The organism is Pseudomonas sp. NY8896 (genome assembly GCF_039634505.1).
In genome coordinates, this window is sequence record NZ_CP132350.1 from 937208 (window position 1) to 954927 (window position 17720).

Annotated in this window: 15 protein-coding genes; all 15 read left to right on the forward strand. The window is 63.4% G+C overall.

All coding sequences use genetic code 11. The features are described from left to right. The first annotated feature begins 1 nt into the window (after position 1). The 15 genes from rsmH (at position 2) to lpxC (ending at position 17365) form a co-directional block, all read left to right on the forward strand. Positions 2-943, forward strand: coding sequence for a 16S rRNA (cytosine(1402)-N(4))-methyltransferase RsmH (rsmH, locus tag Q9451_RS04175; protein WP_171577225.1), 942 nt, complete (start codon positions 2-4; stop codon positions 941-943). Then, a complete protein-coding gene (gene ftsL / locus Q9451_RS04180) occupies positions 940-1233 on the forward strand; it encodes a cell division protein FtsL (protein ID WP_012274065.1) in 294 nt (97 codons plus the stop codon). Before rsmH ends, ftsL begins: the two co-directional genes overlap by 4 nt. Beyond that, positions 1233-2981 (forward strand): penicillin-binding protein 2, encoded by a 1749-nt coding sequence (locus Q9451_RS04185; protein WP_171577224.1) that lies wholly within the window; start codon positions 1233-1235, stop codon positions 2979-2981. The genes ftsL and Q9451_RS04185 overlap by 1 nt, the downstream gene beginning before the upstream one ends. Continuing rightward, entirely contained in the window at positions 2981-4468 is a 1488-nt protein-coding gene (locus tag Q9451_RS04190) for a UDP-N-acetylmuramoyl-L-alanyl-D-glutamate--2,6-diaminopimelate ligase (protein WP_041166783.1), read from the forward strand. Before Q9451_RS04185 ends, Q9451_RS04190 begins: the two co-directional genes overlap by 1 nt. Continuing rightward, positions 4461-5828, forward strand: a complete 1368-nt coding sequence (gene murF, locus Q9451_RS04195) for a UDP-N-acetylmuramoyl-tripeptide--D-alanyl-D-alanine ligase (RefSeq protein WP_012274062.1) — start codon at positions 4461-4463, stop codon at positions 5826-5828. The genes Q9451_RS04190 and murF overlap by 8 nt, the downstream gene beginning before the upstream one ends. Next, on the forward strand, positions 5828-6910 hold the full coding sequence (gene mraY, locus Q9451_RS04200) for a phospho-N-acetylmuramoyl-pentapeptide-transferase (protein WP_003251852.1): 1083 nt from the start codon (positions 5828-5830) through the stop codon (positions 6908-6910). Before murF ends, mraY begins: the two co-directional genes overlap by 1 nt. 6 nt (positions 6911-6916) lie before the next feature. Next, positions 6917-8263: a UDP-N-acetylmuramoyl-L-alanine--D-glutamate ligase gene (murD, locus tag Q9451_RS04205; protein WP_041166782.1), complete on the forward strand. Its 1347-nt coding sequence runs from the start codon at positions 6917-6919 to the stop codon at positions 8261-8263. Next, the gene (gene ftsW / locus Q9451_RS04210; RefSeq protein WP_171577223.1) at positions 8263-9474 is read left to right on the forward strand and encodes a putative lipid II flippase FtsW; all 1212 of its coding nucleotides are present in this window, start codon (positions 8263-8265) and stop codon (positions 9472-9474) included. Before murD ends, ftsW begins: the two co-directional genes overlap by 1 nt. Beyond that, positions 9464-10543: an undecaprenyldiphospho-muramoylpentapeptide beta-N-acetylglucosaminyltransferase gene (gene murG, locus Q9451_RS04215; protein WP_012274059.1), complete on the forward strand. Its 1080-nt coding sequence runs from the start codon at positions 9464-9466 to the stop codon at positions 10541-10543. Before ftsW ends, murG begins: the two co-directional genes overlap by 11 nt. After that, entirely contained in the window at positions 10536-11984 is a 1449-nt protein-coding gene (gene murC / locus Q9451_RS04220; RefSeq protein WP_012274058.1) for a UDP-N-acetylmuramate--L-alanine ligase, read from the forward strand. Before murG ends, murC begins: the two co-directional genes overlap by 8 nt. Continuing rightward, entirely contained in the window at positions 11981-12937 is a 957-nt protein-coding gene (locus Q9451_RS04225) for a D-alanine--D-alanine ligase (RefSeq protein WP_012274057.1), read from the forward strand. Before murC ends, Q9451_RS04225 begins: the two co-directional genes overlap by 4 nt. 5 nt (positions 12938-12942) lie before the next feature. Further along, positions 12943-13812, forward strand: coding sequence for a cell division protein FtsQ/DivIB (locus Q9451_RS04230; protein WP_012274056.1), 870 nt, complete (start codon positions 12943-12945; stop codon positions 13810-13812). Positions 13813-13826: 14 nt separating this feature from the next. Next, positions 13827-15089, forward strand: a complete 1263-nt coding sequence (gene ftsA, locus Q9451_RS04235) for a cell division protein FtsA (protein WP_012274055.1) — start codon at positions 13827-13829, stop codon at positions 15087-15089. 55 nt (positions 15090-15144) lie between these two features. Next, positions 15145-16341, forward strand: coding sequence for a cell division protein FtsZ (ftsZ, locus tag Q9451_RS04240; protein ID WP_012274054.1), 1197 nt, complete (start codon positions 15145-15147; stop codon positions 16339-16341). Positions 16342-16453: 112 nt separating this feature from the next. After that, positions 16454-17365: a UDP-3-O-acyl-N-acetylglucosamine deacetylase gene (gene lpxC, locus Q9451_RS04245; protein ID WP_012274053.1), complete on the forward strand. Its 912-nt coding sequence runs from the start codon at positions 16454-16456 to the stop codon at positions 17363-17365. Positions 17366-17720 lie beyond the last annotated feature (355 nt).

The window sequence follows — 17720 nt, forward strand, 5'->3', positions numbered from 1 at the left end:
CATAGATAGCGGCTTCAACCACATTACCGTCCTGCTCGACGAAGCTGTCGAGGCATTGGCCCTGCGCGCCGACGGTTGCTATCTGGACGGCACCTTTGGCCGTGGCGGACACAGCCGGCTGATACTCAGCAAGCTCGGGCCGCAAGGGCGGCTGCTGGGCTTCGACAAAGATCCACAGGCGATTGCCACGGGGCAAGCGCTGGCGGCCGAAGACGGCCGCTTTGTCATTGTGCAGCGCAGCTTTGCCGAGCTGGGCGCTGAGGTGGCCGAGCGCGGCCTGCACGGGAAGGTCAGTGGTGTGCTGCTGGACCTGGGCGTGTCTTCGCCGCAGCTGGATGACCCCGAGCGTGGCTTCAGCTTCCTCAATGATGGCCCGCTGGACATGCGTATGAACCCGGGCCAGGGCATCAGTGCCGCGGAGTTCATCGCCACTGCGCCAGTAGAAGAAATCGCCCGCGTCTTCAAGGAGTACGGCGAGGAGCGTTTCGCTGGGCGTATGGCGCGGGCCGTGGTCGAACGCCGCGAAAAGCAGCCGTTCACCCGTACCGCCGACCTGGCAGAAGTGCTCAAGGTGGCCAACCCGGCTTGGGAAAAAGGTAAAAACCCGGCTACCCGTGCCTTCCAGGGGCTTCGCATTCACGTCAACAACGAGCTGGGCGACCTTGAGGCTGGCCTTGAAGCCGCACTCGATGCGCTCGAAGTCGGGGGCCGTCTGGCGGTCATCAGTTTCCACTCGTTGGAAGACCGTATCGTCAAGCTGTTCATGCGCAAGCTGGTGAAAGGCGAGGCCGACAACCTGCCGCGCAACCTGCCGGTGCAGCACAAGGTCTTCGAGCCAAAAATCAAACTCATCGGCAAGGCCCAGTTCGCCTCCGAAGCCGAGCTCAAGGCCAACCCGCGGTCGCGTAGCGCCGTGATGCGTGTGGCGGAGAAACTGCGGTGAGCAGGCTGTTCGCCAAGCCTTTGCCAGGCGGAAGCTTCCTGATGCTTCTGCTGTTCGTTGGCGTGCTGGTTTCGGCCATTGCCGTGTCCTACAGCGCGCACTGGAACCGCCAGCTGCTCAATACCCTGTACGGTGAATTGAGCGAGCGCGACAAGGCTCAGGCCGAATGGGGCCGGCTGATTCTGGAGCAGAGCACCTGGACCGCCGCCAGCCGTATCGAGAACCTGGCTTCCGAACAGCTGAAAATGCGCGTGCCGTCGGCTGACGAAGTACGGATGGTGGCGCCATGATGAAGCTCGAAGGCGCACTCTACCCGTGGCGCTTCCGCGTGGTGATCGGCTTGCTGGCAATCATGGTCGGTGCGATCTGCTGGCGCATCATCGACCTGCAGGTAGTTGACCGTGACTTCCTCAAGGGCCAGGGCGATGCGCGCAGCCTGCGTCACATTCCCATCCCGGCGCACCGTGGGTTGATTACCGACCGCAACGGTGAGCCATTGGCCGTGAGTACCCCGGTTACCACCCTGTGGGCCAACCCCAAGGAAATGCAGGCCTCCAAGGAGCGCTGGCCGCAACTGGCTGCCGCGCTGGGGCAAAACCCGCAACAGCTGATCGAACGCCTGACTCAGCAGGCCAACAAAGAGTTCATCTACCTGGTGCGTGGCCTGACCCCGGAGCAGGGCCAGCACGTGCTCGACTTGAAAGTGCCGGGTGTGTACGGCCTGGAAGAATTCCGCCGCTTCTACCCGGCCGGTGATGTCACCGCGCACATGGTCGGCTTTACCGACCTCGACGACCACGGTCGTGAAGGGGTGGAGCTGGCCTATGACGAGTGGCTGGCCGGTGTCCCAGGCAAGCGCCAGGTGATCAAGGACCGGCGCGGCAGGCTGATCAAGGACATCCAGGTAACCAAGAACGCCAAGGCCGGGAAGACCTTGGCGTTGTCGATAGACCTGCGCCTGCAGTACCTGGCTACCCGCGAGCTGCGCAATGCCATTGCCGAGCAGGACGCCAAGGCCGGCAGCCTGGTGATCATGGACGTGAAGACCGGTGAGGTCCTGGCCATGGTCAACCAGCCGACCTACAACCCCAACAACCGCCGCAGCATGTTCCCGGCGGCCATGCGTAACCGGGCGATCATCGATGTGTTCGAGCCGGGTTCCACGGTCAAGCCGATTTCCATGAGCGCGGCGCTGCAGAGCGGCCGCTGGAAGCCGACCGACAAGGTCGAGGTGTACCCGGGTAGCCTGCAGATCGGCCGCTACACCATCAAGGACGTGTCGCGCAGCGAGGGCCCGATCCTCGACCTGACCGGCATCCTGATCAACTCCAGTAACGTCGGCATGAGCAAGATCGCCTTCGACATCGGGGGCGAGGCCATCTACCGGGTCATGTCCCAGGTCGGTCTGGGTCAGTACACCGGCCTTGGCTTCCCGGGCGAGCGTGTCGGTAACCTGCCCAACCACCGCGAGTGGCGCAAGGCCGAGACCGCGACGCTGTCCTATGGCTATGGCTTGTCGGTGACTGCCTTGCAACTGGTGCATGCCTACGCAGCGCTGGCCAACGACGGCAAGATGGTGCCGCTGTCGATCATCAAGGTCGACAAGGCCCCGGAAGCGGTGCAGGCCATTCCGAAGGAAACCGCCGAAACCGTTCAAGGCATGCTGCAGCAGGTGATTGAAGCGCCGCGTGGTGTGTTCCGTGCCCAGGTGCCGTTCTATCACGTGGCCGGCAAGTCCGGCACCGCGCGTAAAGCCACCGTGGGCTCCAAGGGTTACACCGAAAACGCCTACCGCTCGCTGTTCGCCGGCTTCGGGCCGATGAGCGACCCGCGCTACGCCATCGTCGTGGTCATCGACGAGCCGGGCAAGGGTGGTTACTTCGGTGGTCTGGTCTCGGCGCCGGTGTTCAGCAAGGTCATGTCCGGCACCCTGCGCCTGATGAACGTGCCGCCAGACAACCTGCCGCCACCAGCACCCGCGGCACCTGCCGTGCAATCGCAAGTCAATGCAACAGCCGCCAAGGGAGGGCGTGGATGATGACAATGCCATTAAGCAAACTTTTCGCCCACGCCAGCCGTGACCCGCTGATTCGTGAACTGACCCTGGACAGCCGCAACGTGCGCCCGGGTGACCTGTTCCTGGCCGTGCCGGGTGCCAAGGTCGATGGCCGCGAGCATATCGCCGATGCCTTGACCCGTGGTGCCGCCGCCGTGGCCTATGAAGAGCAGGGCGCCACCGTGCTGCCGCTGACCGAAGTGCCATTGATTCCGGTCAAGGGCCTGATCGCACAGCTGTCGGATGTCGCCGGGCGTTTTTATGGCGAACCCAGCCGCCAGCTGAACCTGGTCGGTGTGACCGGGACCAACGGCAAGACCAGCGTTACCCAATTGGTGGCCCAGGCGCTCGACCTGCTCGGCCAGCGCTGCGGCTTGATCGGCACCCTGGGTACCGGCTTCTACGGGGAGCTGCAGAGCGGCCGTCTGACCACGCCCGACCCGATTGCCGTGCAGTCGACCCTTTACGATTTGAAAAAGCAGGGCGCCAAGGCTGTGGCCATGGAGGTTTCCTCTCACGCCCTGGAGCAAGGCCGAGTCGCCGCATTGGAGTTCGACATCGCGGTGATGACCAACCTGTCCCGCGACCACCTCGACTACCACGGCAGCATGGAGGCCTATGAGGCCGCCAAGGCCAAGCTGTTCGCCTGGCCCAGCCTGCGTTGCCAGGTGGTCAACCTGGATGACGCCTTTGGCCGTCGCCTGGCCGCTGACTTTGCCCGCCGTCCGAGCGTCGACCATATCGACACCCGGCTGCTGAGCTACAGCCTGGAAAACCCAGATGCCTCGCTGTTCTGTCGCGAGGCCGCGTTCAGTGACGATGGCGTGCGCGCGACGATCGTTACCGCACAAGGTGAGCGTATCCTGCGCAGTCAGCTGCTGGGGCGCTTCAACCTGAGCAACATGCTCGCCGCTGTCGCGACACTGCTGGCACTGGATTATGCACTGGACGAAATCCTCAAGGTCACCCCGCAACTGCACGGTCCGGTAGGCCGTATGCAGCGCCTGGGTGGCGGCGACAAACCGCTGGTGGTGGTCGATTACGCCCACACCCCGGACGCCCTTGAAAAAGTGCTCGAAGCGCTGCGCCCACACGCCCACGGTAAGTTGCTGTGCCTGTTCGGCTGCGGCGGCGACCGTGATCGCGGCAAGCGCCCGCTGATGGCCGAAGTGGCCGAGCGCCTGGCCGATCGCGTACTGGTCACCGATGACAACCCACGTACCGAAGACCCACAGCGCATCTTCGACGACATCCGTCCCGGTTTCGCCCGGCCTGTCTCGGTCGAGTTCGTTGCCGGTCGTGGCGAGGCCATCGCGCAGTTGATTGCCTCCGCTGCTGCCAACGACGTGATCGTGCTGGCTGGCAAGGGGCACGAGGATTACCAGGAGATCAATGGCGAGCGCCATGACTTCTCCGATTTGACCGAAGCCGAAAAGGCACTTGCAGCCTGGGAGGCGCCACATGCTTAAGCCACTATCACTCAGCCAGCTGACCACAGCACTGAGTGGTCGACAAATCGGTGCCGACGCCACGTTTACCGGTGTCAGCATCGACAGCCGCAGTGTCGGCGCCGGGCAACTGTTCGTCGCCCTGGCCGGTCCGCGTTTCGATGGTCACGACTACCTGGCCGATGTAAAAGCCAAAGGCGCGGTCGCAGCCTTGGTAGAGCGTGAAGTCGCCGATGTAGACCTGCCACAGCTGTTGGTGGCCGATTGCCGCCTGGCCCTTGGCCAACTCGGTGCATTGAACCGCGCCGCATTCGACAAACCGGTGGTGGCCATTACCGGCTCCAGCGGCAAGACCACGGTCAAGGAAATGCTCGCCAGCATCCTGCGTACCCGTGGCCTGGTGCACGCTACCCGTGGCAACTTGAACAACGACCTCGGTGCGCCGCTGACACTGCTGGAGATCGCCCCGGAGCACAGCGCCGCAGTGATCGAGCTGGGCGCCTCGCGCATCGGTGAGATCCGCTACACCGTGGGCCTGACCCAGCCGCAGGTGGTCATCATCAACAACGCCGGTACCGCCCACGTTGGCGAGTTCGGCGGCCCGGAGAAGATTGTCGAAGCCAAGGGCGAGATTCTCGAAGGCCTGGGCGAGGGCGGCATTGCCATCCTCAACCTGGACGACAAGGCCTTCGCCATCTGGAGTGCGCGTGCCGGCTCGCACAAGGTCGTCAGTTTCGCGCGCAGCAACCCGAAGGCCGATTTCCACGCCACGGACATCGGTCGCGATGCACGTGGCTGTCCGTCGTTCAAGCTGCATGGCGCGGGTGAAACAGTAGACGTGCAACTCAATGTGCTGGGCGAGCACAACGTCAGCAATGCCCTGGCCGCTGCCGCCGCTGCGCATGCCGTTGGTCTGAGCCTGAACGGTATTGCTGCCGGCCTGGCTGCAGTGCAGCCGGTCAAGGGCCGTACCGTGGCACAGATTGCGCCGAACGGGGTACGGGTGATCGACGACAGTTACAACGCAAATCCCTCCTCCATGTGCGCGGCCATTGATATACTCGCCGGCTTTTCCGGACGCACCGTCCTGGTGCTTGGGGATATCGGCGAATTGGGGCAATGGGCGGAAGAAGGCCATCGTCAGGTGGGTGACTACGCGCGTGGCAAGGTCGATGCCCTGTACGCAGTGGGTTCCAACATGACACACGCGGTCAAGGCGTTCGGCGCCAATGGCCGCCATTTCGCTACTCAAGCTGAGCTGATCGACGCAGTTAGCGCCGAACACGCCAGCGACACCACTATTTTGATCAAGGGCTCGCGCAGCGCTGCGATGGAAAACGTCGTGGCGGCATTGTGCGGTGCCAGCGGGGAGAAACATTAATGCTGCTGCTGTTGGCCGAGTATCTGCAACAGTTCCACAAAGGCTTCGCGGTCTTCCAGTACCTGTCCCTGCGCGGGATTCTTGGTGTACTGACCGCGTTGTCCCTGGCGCTGTGGCTGGGGCCGTGGATGATCCGTACCCTGCAAATTCGCCAGATCGGCCAGGCCGTGCGTAACGACGGCCCGCAATCGCACCTGTCCAAGTCCGGCACCCCGACCATGGGTGGCGCGCTGATCCTGTCGGCCATCGCCGTCAGCACCCTGCTGTGGGCGGACCTGAGCAACCGTTACGTCTGGGTTGTGCTGATCGTCACCCTGGCGTTCGGTGCCATCGGCTGGGTCGATGACTACCGCAAGGTGATCGAAAAGAACTCGCGTGGCCTGCCGAGCCGCTGGAAGTATTTCTGGCAGTCGGTGTTCGGCCTGGCGGCGGCAGTGTTCCTGTACAAGACCGCGCCAACCAGCGTGGAGACCACCCTGATCCTGCCGTTCATCAAGGATGTCACCATTCCGCTGGGCGTCGGCTTCGTGGTGCTGACTTACTTCGTCATCGTCGGCTCGAGCAACGCGGTCAACCTCACCGATGGCCTCGACGGCCTGGCAATCATGCCGACAGTGATGGTCGGCGGTGCGCTGGGCATCTTCTGCTACCTGTCAGGTAACGTGAAGTTCGCCGAATACCTGCTGATCCCCTATGTGCCGGGCTCGGGCGAGCTGATTGTGTTTTGCGGCGCGCTGATCGGTGCCGGCCTGGGCTTCCTGTGGTTCAACACCTACCCGGCACAAGTGTTCATGGGCGACGTCGGCGCGCTTGCGCTGGGCGCTGCGCTGGGCACCATCGCCGTGATCGTGCGCCAGGAAATCGTGCTGTTCATCATGGGGGGCATCTTCGTTGTCGAAACCCTGTCGGTGGTGATCCAGGTCGCCTCCTTCAAGCTGACCGGCAAGCGCGTGTTCCGCATGGCGCCGATCCACCACCACTTTGAACTCAAGGGCTGGCCAGAGCCACGGGTGATCGTCCGCTTCTGGATCATCACCGTGATCCTGGTGCTGATCGGCCTTGCAACCCTGAAACTGAGGTAGATGAGCGTGTCTTTGATCGCTTCCGACCAATTCCGCATCGTTGTCGGCCTCGGCAAGAGCGGCATGTCCCTGGTTCGCTTCCTGGCGAACCGGGGCATTGCCTTTGCGGTCGCCGACACCCGCGAGCAACCGCCGGAACTGGACACCCTGCGCCGTGATTACCCGCAGGTGGAAGTGCGCTGTGGTGAGTTGGACGTGGACTTCCTGTGCCGCGCCAACGAGCTGTACGTGAGCCCTGGCCTGGCCTTGGCCACGCCGGCCCTGCAGCAGGCGGCCGCGCGCGGCGTGAAGCTGTCCGGCGATATCGAGTTGTTCGCCCGCCATGCCACCGCGCCGATCATTGCCATCAGCGGTTCCAACGCCAAGAGCACCGTCACTACCCTGGTCGGCGAAATGGCCGCCAAGGCCGGCAAGCGCGTGGCCGTGGGCGGCAACCTCGGTACTCCGGCGCTGGACCTGCTGGCCGATGATGTCGAGCTGTACGTGCTGGAGCTGTCCAGCTTCCAGCTGGAAACCACTGACCAGCTCAACGCTGAAGTGGCTACGGTGCTGAACATCAGCGAAGACCACATGGATCGCTACAGCGGCCTGCCTGCCTACCACTTGGCCAAGCACCGGATCTTCCGGGGCGCCAAGCAGGTGGTGGTCAACCGTCAGGACGCCCTGAGCCGGCCGCTGCCGGTGGAAGGCCGCCCATGCTGGACCTTCGGCCTCAACCAGCCGGACTTCAAGGCCTTTGGCCTGCGTGAAGTGGATGGCGAAAAATACCTGGCGTTCGAGTTCCAGGCGCTGATGCCGGCGCGCGAGCTGAAGGTTCGCGGCGCTCACAACCAGAGCAACGCCCTGGCGGCCCTGGCCTTGGGGCATGCCGCCGGCCTGCCGTTCGAGCCCATGCTCGAAGCCCTGCGTGAGTTCGGTGGCCTGGCCCACCGTTGCCAGTGGGTACGCGAGCGTAACGGGGTGAACTGGTACGACGATTCCAAGGCCACCAACGTGGGTGCTGCCCTGGCCGCCATCGAAGGCCTGGGGGCCGATATCGAAGGCAAGCTGGTGCTGATTGCCGGTGGCGATGGCAAGGGCGCTGAATTCACCGCACTGCGCGAGCCGGTCAAGCGTTTCTGCCGCGCCGTGGTGTTGCTGGGGCGTGATGCCGAGCGTCTGGCCGACGCCTTGGGCGATGACGTGCCGCTGGTACGGGTCAAGAGCCTCGACGACGCCGTGCAGCAGTGTGCCCAGCTGGCCCAGGCCGGTGATGCCGTGCTGCTGTCGCCGGCGTGCGCCAGCCTCGACATGTTCAAGAACTTCGAAGAACGCGGGCGCCTGTTCGCCCAGGCAGCGGGAGGCCTTGCATGATCTTCGGCATCCTCAAGCCTTACCCGTCGCCGCTGATCAGCGGCCGTGGCATCGACCTGGACTTCCCGATGCTTGCCGGTTGCCTGGCCTTGCTGGGCCTTGGCCTGGTGATGATCACCTCGGCGTCCTCGGAAGTGGCTGCGGTGCAGTCGGGCAACCCGCTTTACCACATGTTCCGCCACCTGGTTTACGTATCCCTTGGCCTGGTTGCCTGTGGTGCGACCATGCTGGTGCCGATCGCCACCTGGCAGCGCATGGGCTTCATGATGCTGCTGGGCGCCTTCGGCCTGCTGGTGCTGGTGCTGGTGCCAGGCATCGGTCGTGAAGTGAACGGCTCCATGCGCTGGATCGGTTTCAGCTTCTTCAACGTGCAGCCTTCGGAAATTGCCAAGGTGTTCGTGGTCATCTACCTGGCCGGCTACCTGGTGCGCCGTCAGACCGAGGTGCGCGAAACCTGGATGGGCTTCTTCAAACCGTTCATCGTGCTGCTGCCCATGGCTGCACTGCTGCTGATGGAGCCGGACTTCGGTGCCACCGTGGTGATGATGGGCGCGGCGGCGGCGATGCTGTTCCTTGGCGGGGTGGGGCTGTTCCGCTTCAGCCTGATGGTGGTGCTGGCGGTGCTGGCGGTGTTCGTGCTGGTACAGGCGCAGCCGTACCGGATGGCGCGCCTTATCACATTCACCGACCCGTGGTCCGACCAGTTCGGCTCGGGTTACCAGCTGACCCAGGCGCTGATTGCCTTCGGCCGTGGCGAGTGGCTGGGTGTTGGCCTGGGCAACAGTGTGCAGAAGCAGTTCTACCTGCCTGAAGCGCACACCGACTTCGTGTTCTCGGTATTGGCCGAAGAGTTGGGCGTGGTCGGCTCGCTGGTGACCATCGCCTTGTTCGTGTTCGTCACCGTGCGTGCCCTGTACATCGGCCTGTGGGCCGAGAAGGCCAAGCAGTTCTTTGCCGCCTATATGGCGTTCGGCCTGGCCTTCCTGTGGATCGGCCAGTTCCTGATCAACATTGGCGTGAACGTCGGCCTGCTGCCGACCAAGGGCCTGACCTTGCCATTCCTCAGTTACGGGGGCAGCTCGCTGGTGATCTGCTGTGCCTGCGTGGGCCTGTTGCTGCGCATCGAGTGGGAAAGCCGCACGCACCTGGGCAGCGAGGAACACGAATTCAGTGAAAGCGATTTTGCCGAGGAGACCAGTCATGGCCGCTGACGGCAAGAATGTATTGATCATGGCAGGCGGCACCGGGGGCCATGTGTTCCCGGCCCTGGCCTGCGCCCGAGAGTTCCAGGCACGCGGTTACAGCGTGCACTGGCTGGGCACCCCGCGCGGCATCGAGAACGAGCTGGTGCCACAGGCAGGCTTGCCATTGCACCTGATCCAGGTCAGCGGCTTGCGCGGCAAGGGCAAGCTGTCGTTGCTCAAGGCGCCGTTCACCCTGATCAAGGCCGTGCTGCAGGCGCGGCGGATCATTCGTCAGCTCAAGCCGGTATGCGTACTGGGCTTTGGCGGTTACGTGACCGGCCCTGGTGGCGTTGCTGCGCGGCTGTGCGGCGTGCCGCTGGTGATTCACGAGCAGAATGCCCGGGCCGGTACCGCCAATCGCCTGCTGGTGCCACTTTCGGCGCGGGTCTGCGAAGCTTTCCCGAACACCTTCGAGGCTAGCGACAAACGTCGCACCACCGGCAACCCGGTGCGCCCGGAGCTGTTCATGGACGCGCAACGCGCGCCCCTGGCCGAGCGCCGTGCACGCCTGTTGGTGCTCGGTGGCAGCCTGGGTGCGGAACCATTGAACAAATTGTTGCCTAAGGCCCTGTCCGAGGTGCCCGCTGGGCTGCGGCCAGAGGTGTTCCACCAGGCCGGCAAGCAACACGCGCCGATCACTGCCGAGCGTTATCACGAGGCGGGCGTCGCAGCTCAGGTAGAGCCCTTCATCAAAGACATGGCCCAAGCCTATGGCTGGGCCGACATGGTGGTGTGCCGGGCCGGTGCCCTGACCGTCAGCGAGCTGGCGGCAGCAGGCCTGCCTTCGATGCTGGTGCCTTTGCCCCACGCAATCGACGACCACCAGACCCACAACGCCCAATATCTGGCCCGCGAAGGCGCTGCCTTCCTGATGCCACAAGCGACAACTGGCGCAGCGCAGCTCGCTGAACGCCTGAACGAGGTGCTGATGCAACCCGAGAAACTCAACGTCATGGCAGGCACCGCACGGCGCCTGGCCAAACCTGCCGCAACCAGCACCGTGGTCGATATCTGCCTGGAGGTGGCCCATGGTTGAGAGCCAGAAAGCCATGCCCCAGCCGAAGATGGGCCGTATTCGCCGTATTCACTTCGTCGGTATCGGCGGCGTGGGCATGTGCGGTATTGCCGAAGTGCTGCTGAACCTGGGCTATGAAGTGTCCGGTTCCGACCTTAAAGCTTCGCCGGTCACCGAGCGCCTGGAATCGTTCGGCGCCGAGATTTTCGTTGGCCACCGTGCCGAGAACGCCGCCACCGCCGACGTGCTGGTGGTGTCCAGCGCCATCAACCCGGCCAACCCGGAAGTGGCCACCGCCCTCGAGCGGCGCATCCCAGTGGTACCGCGTGCCGAGATGCTGGCTGAGCTGATGCGCTATCGCCACGGCGTTGCCGTTGCCGGTACCCATGGCAAGACCACCACCACCAGCCTGCTGGCGTCGGTGTTCGCCGCCGGTGGCCTGGACCCGACCTTCGTCATCGGTGGCCGCCTGACCGCCGCCGGTACCAATGCCCAGCTGGGCACCAGCCGCTACCTGATCGCCGAAGCAGACGAAAGCGATGCCAGCTTCCTGCACCTGCAGCCGATGGTGGCCGTGGTCACCAACATCGACGCCGACCACATGGCGACCTACGAAGGTGACTTCAACAAGCTGAAGAAAACCTTCGTCGAGTTTCTGCACAACCTGCCGTTCTACGGCCTGGCCGTGATGTGCCTGGACGACCCGGTGGTGCGCGAAATCCTGCCGCAGGTGAAGCGTCCGACCGTGACCTACGGCTTCAGCGAAGAGGCCGACATCCGCGCCATCAACGTGCGCCAGCAGGGCATGCAGACCCACTTCACCGTGCTGCGCCGTGACTGCGAGCCATTGGAGGTGTCGGTGAACATGCCCGGCAACCACAACGTGCTCAACGCCTTGGCCACCATCGCCATTGCCACTGACGAAGGCATCACTGACGAAGCCATCATCCAAGGCCTTTCTGGCTTCCAGGGTGTCGGCCGTCGCTTCCAGGTGTACGGCGAGCTGCCGGTCGAAGGCGGCAGCGTGATGCTGGTCGACGACTATGGTCATCACCCGACCGAAGTGGCCGCGGTGATCAAGGCCGTGCGCGGTGGCTGGCCAAGCCGTCGCCTGGTGATCGTTTACCAGCCGCACCGCTACAGCCGCACCCGCGACCTGTATGACGATTTCGTCCAGGTACTGGGCGATGCCAACGTGCTGCTGCTGATGGAAGTGTACCCGGCCGGCGAAGAGCCGATCCCCGGTGCCGACAGCCGTCAGCTGTGCCACAGCATCCGTCAGCGCGGCAAGCTGGACCCGATCTATATCGAGCGTGGCGCCGAGCTGGCGCCGCTGGTCAAGCCACTGCTGCGCGCTGGTGACATCCTGATCTGCCAGGGTGCCGGCGATGTTGGCGGCCTGGCCCCGCAGTTGATGAAAAGCCCGCTGTTCGCAGGCGCCAAGCAGGAGAAGTCGAAATGACCAGCGCCTACGACAAGCTGCACTCCACCTTGGACGTCAAGGCATTCGGCCGCGTTGCCGTGCTGTACGGTGGCAAGAGCGCCGAGCGTGAGGTGTCGTTGAAGTCTGGCGCTGCGGTGATCGATGCGCTGACAACTGCCGGTGTCGACGTGGTTGCCATCGACGTCGGTGACGACCTGCTCGCGCGCCTGCAAAGCGAGGAAATCGACCGCGCCTTCATCATCCTCCACGGCCGTGGCGGTGAAGACGGCAGCATGCAAGGCCTGCTGGAGTGCCTTGGCATCCCCTACACCGGCAGCGGCATCCTTGCTTCGGCGCTGGCCATGGACAAGCTGCGCACCAAGCAGGTGTGGCAGAGCCTGGGCATTCCGACCCCGCGTCACGCGGTATTGGCGAGCGAAAGCGATTGTTTGCAGGCCAGTACGGAACTGGGCTTCCCGCTTATCGTCAAACCCGCCCATGAAGGCTCTAGCATCGGCATGGCCAAGGTGAACAGCGCCCAGGAACTGGTCGCCGCCTGGCAGGACGCCGCCAAATACGATTCCCAGGTACTGGTGGAACAGTGGATCCACGGCCCGGAGTTCACCATCGCGGTACTGCGCGGCCAGGTGCTGCCGCCGATCGCCCTGGGTACGCCGCACGTGTTCTACGACTACGACGCCAAGTACATCGCCAACGATACCCAGTACCGCATCCCGTGCGGCCTGGATAGCGCCAAGGAACAGGAACTGATCGACCTGACCGCACGTGCCTGCGATGCCATCGGCATCGAAGGCTGGGGGCGGCTGGACGTGATGCAGGACGAGCAGGGCCGGTTCTGGCTGCTCGAAGTCAACACCGCACCAGGCATGACAGATCATAGCCTGGTGCCCATGGCGGCCCGCGCGGCCGGCTTGGACTTCCAGCAACTGGTGCTGGCAATCCTGGCCGAAAGCGTGGCGACGCGAGGTTAACAACCATGCAAGGCGCGATGATACGTCAGCAGCAACCCGTTACCGGCCGTAGCAAGCCGGTGCCGCGTGGTGCCAGCCGGCTGGTGGCCGACGAGCCCGTATCGGCGCGCCTGCCACGGCCAAGCCTGGGCGGCCTCAAGCGCCTGCTGTGGCCGGTGCTGCTGGTGGCGGCCGGTTTTGGTGCCTACGAGGGCGCCATTCGGCTGATGCCGTACGCCGACCGGCCCATCACCAAGATCGACGTGCAGGGTGACCTCAGCTACATCAGCCAGCAGTCGGTGCAGCAGCGTATCGCGCCCTACGTGGCGGCAAGCTTCTTCAGTGTCGACCTGCCGGCGATGCGTGCCGAGCTTGAGCAGATGCCCTGGATCGCCCATGCCGAAGTGCGCCGGGTGTGGCCCGACGAGGTGGTGATCCGCCTGGAAGAGCAACTGCCGGTAGCCCGCTGGGGTGATGAAGCTTTGCTCAACAACCAGGGCCAGGCCTTTACCCCGCGCGAGCTGGCCAACTACGAACACCTGCCGCAGCTGGCCGGGCCGCAGCGTGCGCAGCAACAAGTCATGCAGCAGTATCAGGTATTGAGCCAGATGCTGCGCCCCCTGGGCTTTTCCATCGCTCGCCTGGAGCTGCGCGAGCGAGGCAGCTGGTTCCTGACCACCGGTGCGAGCAGTGCCGGGCCGGGCATCGAGCTGCTGCTGGGGCGCGACCATCTGGTGGAGAAGATGCGCCGTTTCATTGCCATTTACGACAAGACACTCAAAGACCAGATCACCACTATCGCCCGCATTGATCTGCGTTATTCCAACGGACTTGCCGTTGGTTGGCGGGAACCGATTGCACCGACGACGGCCCAACCCGCCGTTGCGAAGAATTAGAGAGAGGCAGGACCATGGCAAACGCGCATAGCGGCAAAATGATCGTCGGGCTGGACATTGGCACCTCCAAGGTGGTGGCGCTGGTGGGCGAAGTGGGCGAAGACGGCACCCTGGAAATCGTCGGGATCGGCACTCATCCGTCCCGTGGCCTGAAGAAGGGCGTGGTGGTGAACATCGAGTCCACCGTGCAGTCGATCCAGCGCGCCGTGGAAGAGGCACAGCTGATGGCCGGCTGCCGCATTCACTCGGCGTTCGTCGGCGTGGCTGGCAATCACATCCGCAGCCTGAACTCCCACGGTATCGTCGCCATCCGCGACCGCGAGGTCAGCGTGGCCGACCTGGAGCGCGTACTCGACGCCGCTCAGGCCGTGGCGATTCCGGCCGACCAGCGCGTGCTGCACACCCTGCCGCAGGATTACGTGATCGACAACCAGGAAGGCGTGCGCGAGCCGCTGGGCATGTCGGGCGTACGCCTGGAAGCCAAGGTTCACGTGGTCACCTGCGCGGTCAACGCGGCGCAGAACATCGAGAAGTGCGTACGCCGCTGTGGTCTGGAAATCGACGACATCATCCTCGAGCAGCTGGCTTCGGCCTATTCGGTACTGACCGATGATGAAAAAGAGCTGGGAGTGTGCCTGGTGGACATCGGTGGCGGCACCACCGACATCGCCATCTTCACCGAGGGTGCCATCCGCCACACCGCGGTCATCCCGATTGCCGGCGACCAGGTGACCAACGACATCGCCATGGCCCTGCGTACCCCTACCCAGTACGCCGAAGAAATCAAGATCCGCTACGCCTGCGCCCTGGCCAAACTGGCCGGCGCCGGCGAGACCATCAAGGTGCCGAGTGTGGGCGACCGCCCACCGCGTGAGCTGTCGCGCCAGGCCCTGGCCGAGGTGGTGGAGCCACGTTACGACGAGCTCTTCACCCTGATCCAGGCCGAACTGCGCCGCAGCGGCTACGAGGACCTGGTGCCGGCCGGCATCGTGCTCACCGGCGGCACCGCGAAGATGGAAGGCGCCGTGGAACTGGCCGAGGAAATCTTCCATATGCCGGTACGCCTGGGCGTACCGCACAGCGTTCGGGGGCTGAGCGACGTGGTGCGCAACCCGATCTATTCCACCGGCGTGGGCTTGCTCACCTATGGCCTGCTGAAGCAGTCCGAGGACCTGGTCCTGACCGGTAACAGCAACAGCAGCAACAACAGCTATGGCGATGAACCGAAGGCCCCAGTGCTTGAGCGCTTCAAGAAATGGGTCCAGGGCAACTTCTAAGTTTCAAAGCAGTAGTGGTAGGCGCAACAACTAGAGAACTGTAAGGAGAGGGAAAATGTTCGAGCTCGTAGACAACGTCCCGCAAAGCCCGGTCATCAAGGTGATCGGCGTTGGTGGTGGTGGCGGCAACGCCGTCAATCACATGGTCAAGAGCAGCATCGAAGGCGTGGAATTCATCTGCGCCAACACCGATGCCCAGGCGCTGAAAAACATTGGCGCGCGCACCATTCTGCAATTGGGCACTGGCGTGACCAAGGGCCTGGGTGCTGGTGCCAATCCGGAAGTCGGCCGTCAGGCCGCGCTGGAAGACCGTGAGCGCATCGCTGAAGTGCTGCAAGGCACCAACATGGTGTTCATCACCACTGGCATGGGCGGCGGTACCGGTACCGGTGCAGCGCCGATCATTGCCGAAGTGGCCAAGGAAATGGGCATTCTCACCGTAGCCGTGGTGACCCGTCCGTTCCCGTTCGAGGGTCGCAAACGTATGCAGATCGCCGATGAAGGCATCCGCATGCTGGCTGAAAGCGTCGACTCGTTGATCACCATCCCCAACGAGAAGCTGCTGACCATCCTGGGCAAGGATGCCAGCCTGCTGTCCGCCTTCGCCAAGGCTGACGATGTACTGGCCGGTGCCGTGCGCGGTATTTCCGACATCATCAAGCGCCCTGGCATGATCAACGTCGACTTTGCCGACGTGCGTACCGTAATGGGTGAGATGGGCATGGCCATGATGGGTACTGGCTGCGCCAGCGGCCCGAACCGTGCGCGTGAAGCCACCGAAGCCGCGATCCGCAACCCGCTGCTGGAAGACGTCAACCTGCAGGGCGCGCGCGGCATCCTGGTGAACATCACCGCAGGCCCGGACCTGTCGCTGGGTGAGTACTCCGACGTGGGTAGCATCATCGAAGCCTTCGCCTCTGACCACGCGATGGTCAAGGTCGGCACCGTGATCGACCCGGACATGCGCGACGAACTGCACGTGACGGTCGTGGCCACTGGCCTGGGCGCGCGCATCGAGAAGCCTGTGAAGGTAGTCGACAACACCCTGCAGACCGCCCAGCAGGCGTACGAAGCGTCCAACCCTGCGCCGGCCCGCCAGGAGCAGCCAGCGGTCAACTACCGTGACCTGGAGCGCCCGACCGTAATGCGCAACCAGGCCCATGCAGGTGCTGCCGCAGCCGCTAAACTGAACCCTCAGGATGACCTGGACTACCTCGATATCCCGGCTTTCCTGCGTCGTCAGGCTGATTAATGGAATTTATCAGGGGTATAAAGGTGATTGGTATTCATCAAAGGTTGGGTCTGTTATCATCCCCAGCCTTTGTTGATACCTGTTCGCAATTTGCGCTGAAGCGGCCAATGCCATGATTAAACAACGCACCCTGAAGAATACCATCCGTGCCACAGGTGTCGGTCTGCACTCCGGGGAGAAGGTTTACCTGACCCTCAAGCCTGCACCTGTTGACACCGGCATCGTCTTCCGCCGCGCCGACCTCGACCCTGTGGTCGAGATCCCTGCGCGTGCGGCCAACGTCGGCGAGACAACCATGTCGACGACGCTGGTCAACGGTGACGTCAAGGTCGATACGGTCGAGCACCTGCTCTCCGCCATGGCGGGCCTGGGCATCGATAACGCCTACGTCGAGCTCTCCGCCTCGGAAGTGCCGATCATGGATGGCAGCGCCGGACCCTTTGTATTTCTGATTCAGTCTGCCGGCCTGGAAGAACAGGACGCAGCCAAGAAGTTCATCCGCATCCTGCGTGAGGTAACTGTGGAAGAGGGCGACAAGCGCGCCACATTCCTGCCTTTCGAAGGGTTCAAGGTGAGCTTCGAGATCGACTTCGATCACCCGGTGCTTCGCAACCGGACCCAAAGCGCCAGCGTCGACTTTTCCAGCACCTCGTTCGTGAAGGAAGTCAGCCGCGCGCGTACCTTCGGCTTCATGCGTGATATCGAGTACCTGCGCAAGCACAACCTTGCGTTGGGTGGCAGTGTCGAGAACGCCATCGTGGTCGATGAGGACGGCGTGCTCAACGAAGACGGCCTTCGTTACGAAGACGAATTCGTCAAGCACAAGATCCTCGACGCCATTGGCGACCTGTACCTGCTGGGCAACAGCTTGATTGGCGAGTTCAAGGGCTACAAGTCCGGCCACGCGCTGAACAACCAGTTGCTGCGCAAGCTGATTGCTGAAACCGATGCCTGGGAAGTGGTCACTTTCGAAGATGCCAGTACGGCACCGATCTCGTACATGCGCCCTGTTGCGGCCGTGTAAGTTCGAACACTCTCTCTAGTGTTGTAATCAAGGCCACCTTCGGGTGGCCTTTTTTATGGGTGCGCCAGGCATGGCGCGTTGCGCGTAGCGCAACCCGCTTGGTTGTGGTGGCCAAAGCGGGTGACTTGGAGGTGAAAGTCCTCTACACACCCGGCAAGGGGAAGTGTTAGCCAGAGGCAAGGGTGTCGTGGGCGACCGCGAATCTGAAGGAAGCCCGAGGCAAACTGCTGGCCTGACGAACAGGAAGCGGATAGAGGCGGCACAGCGGGGTGAGGCGGCCCAAATCGTCAAAGCCCAGTACTTGCACGGGACGCTGTGACGTAAATCCGACAGGCATAAGCAGGAAGGTCACGCG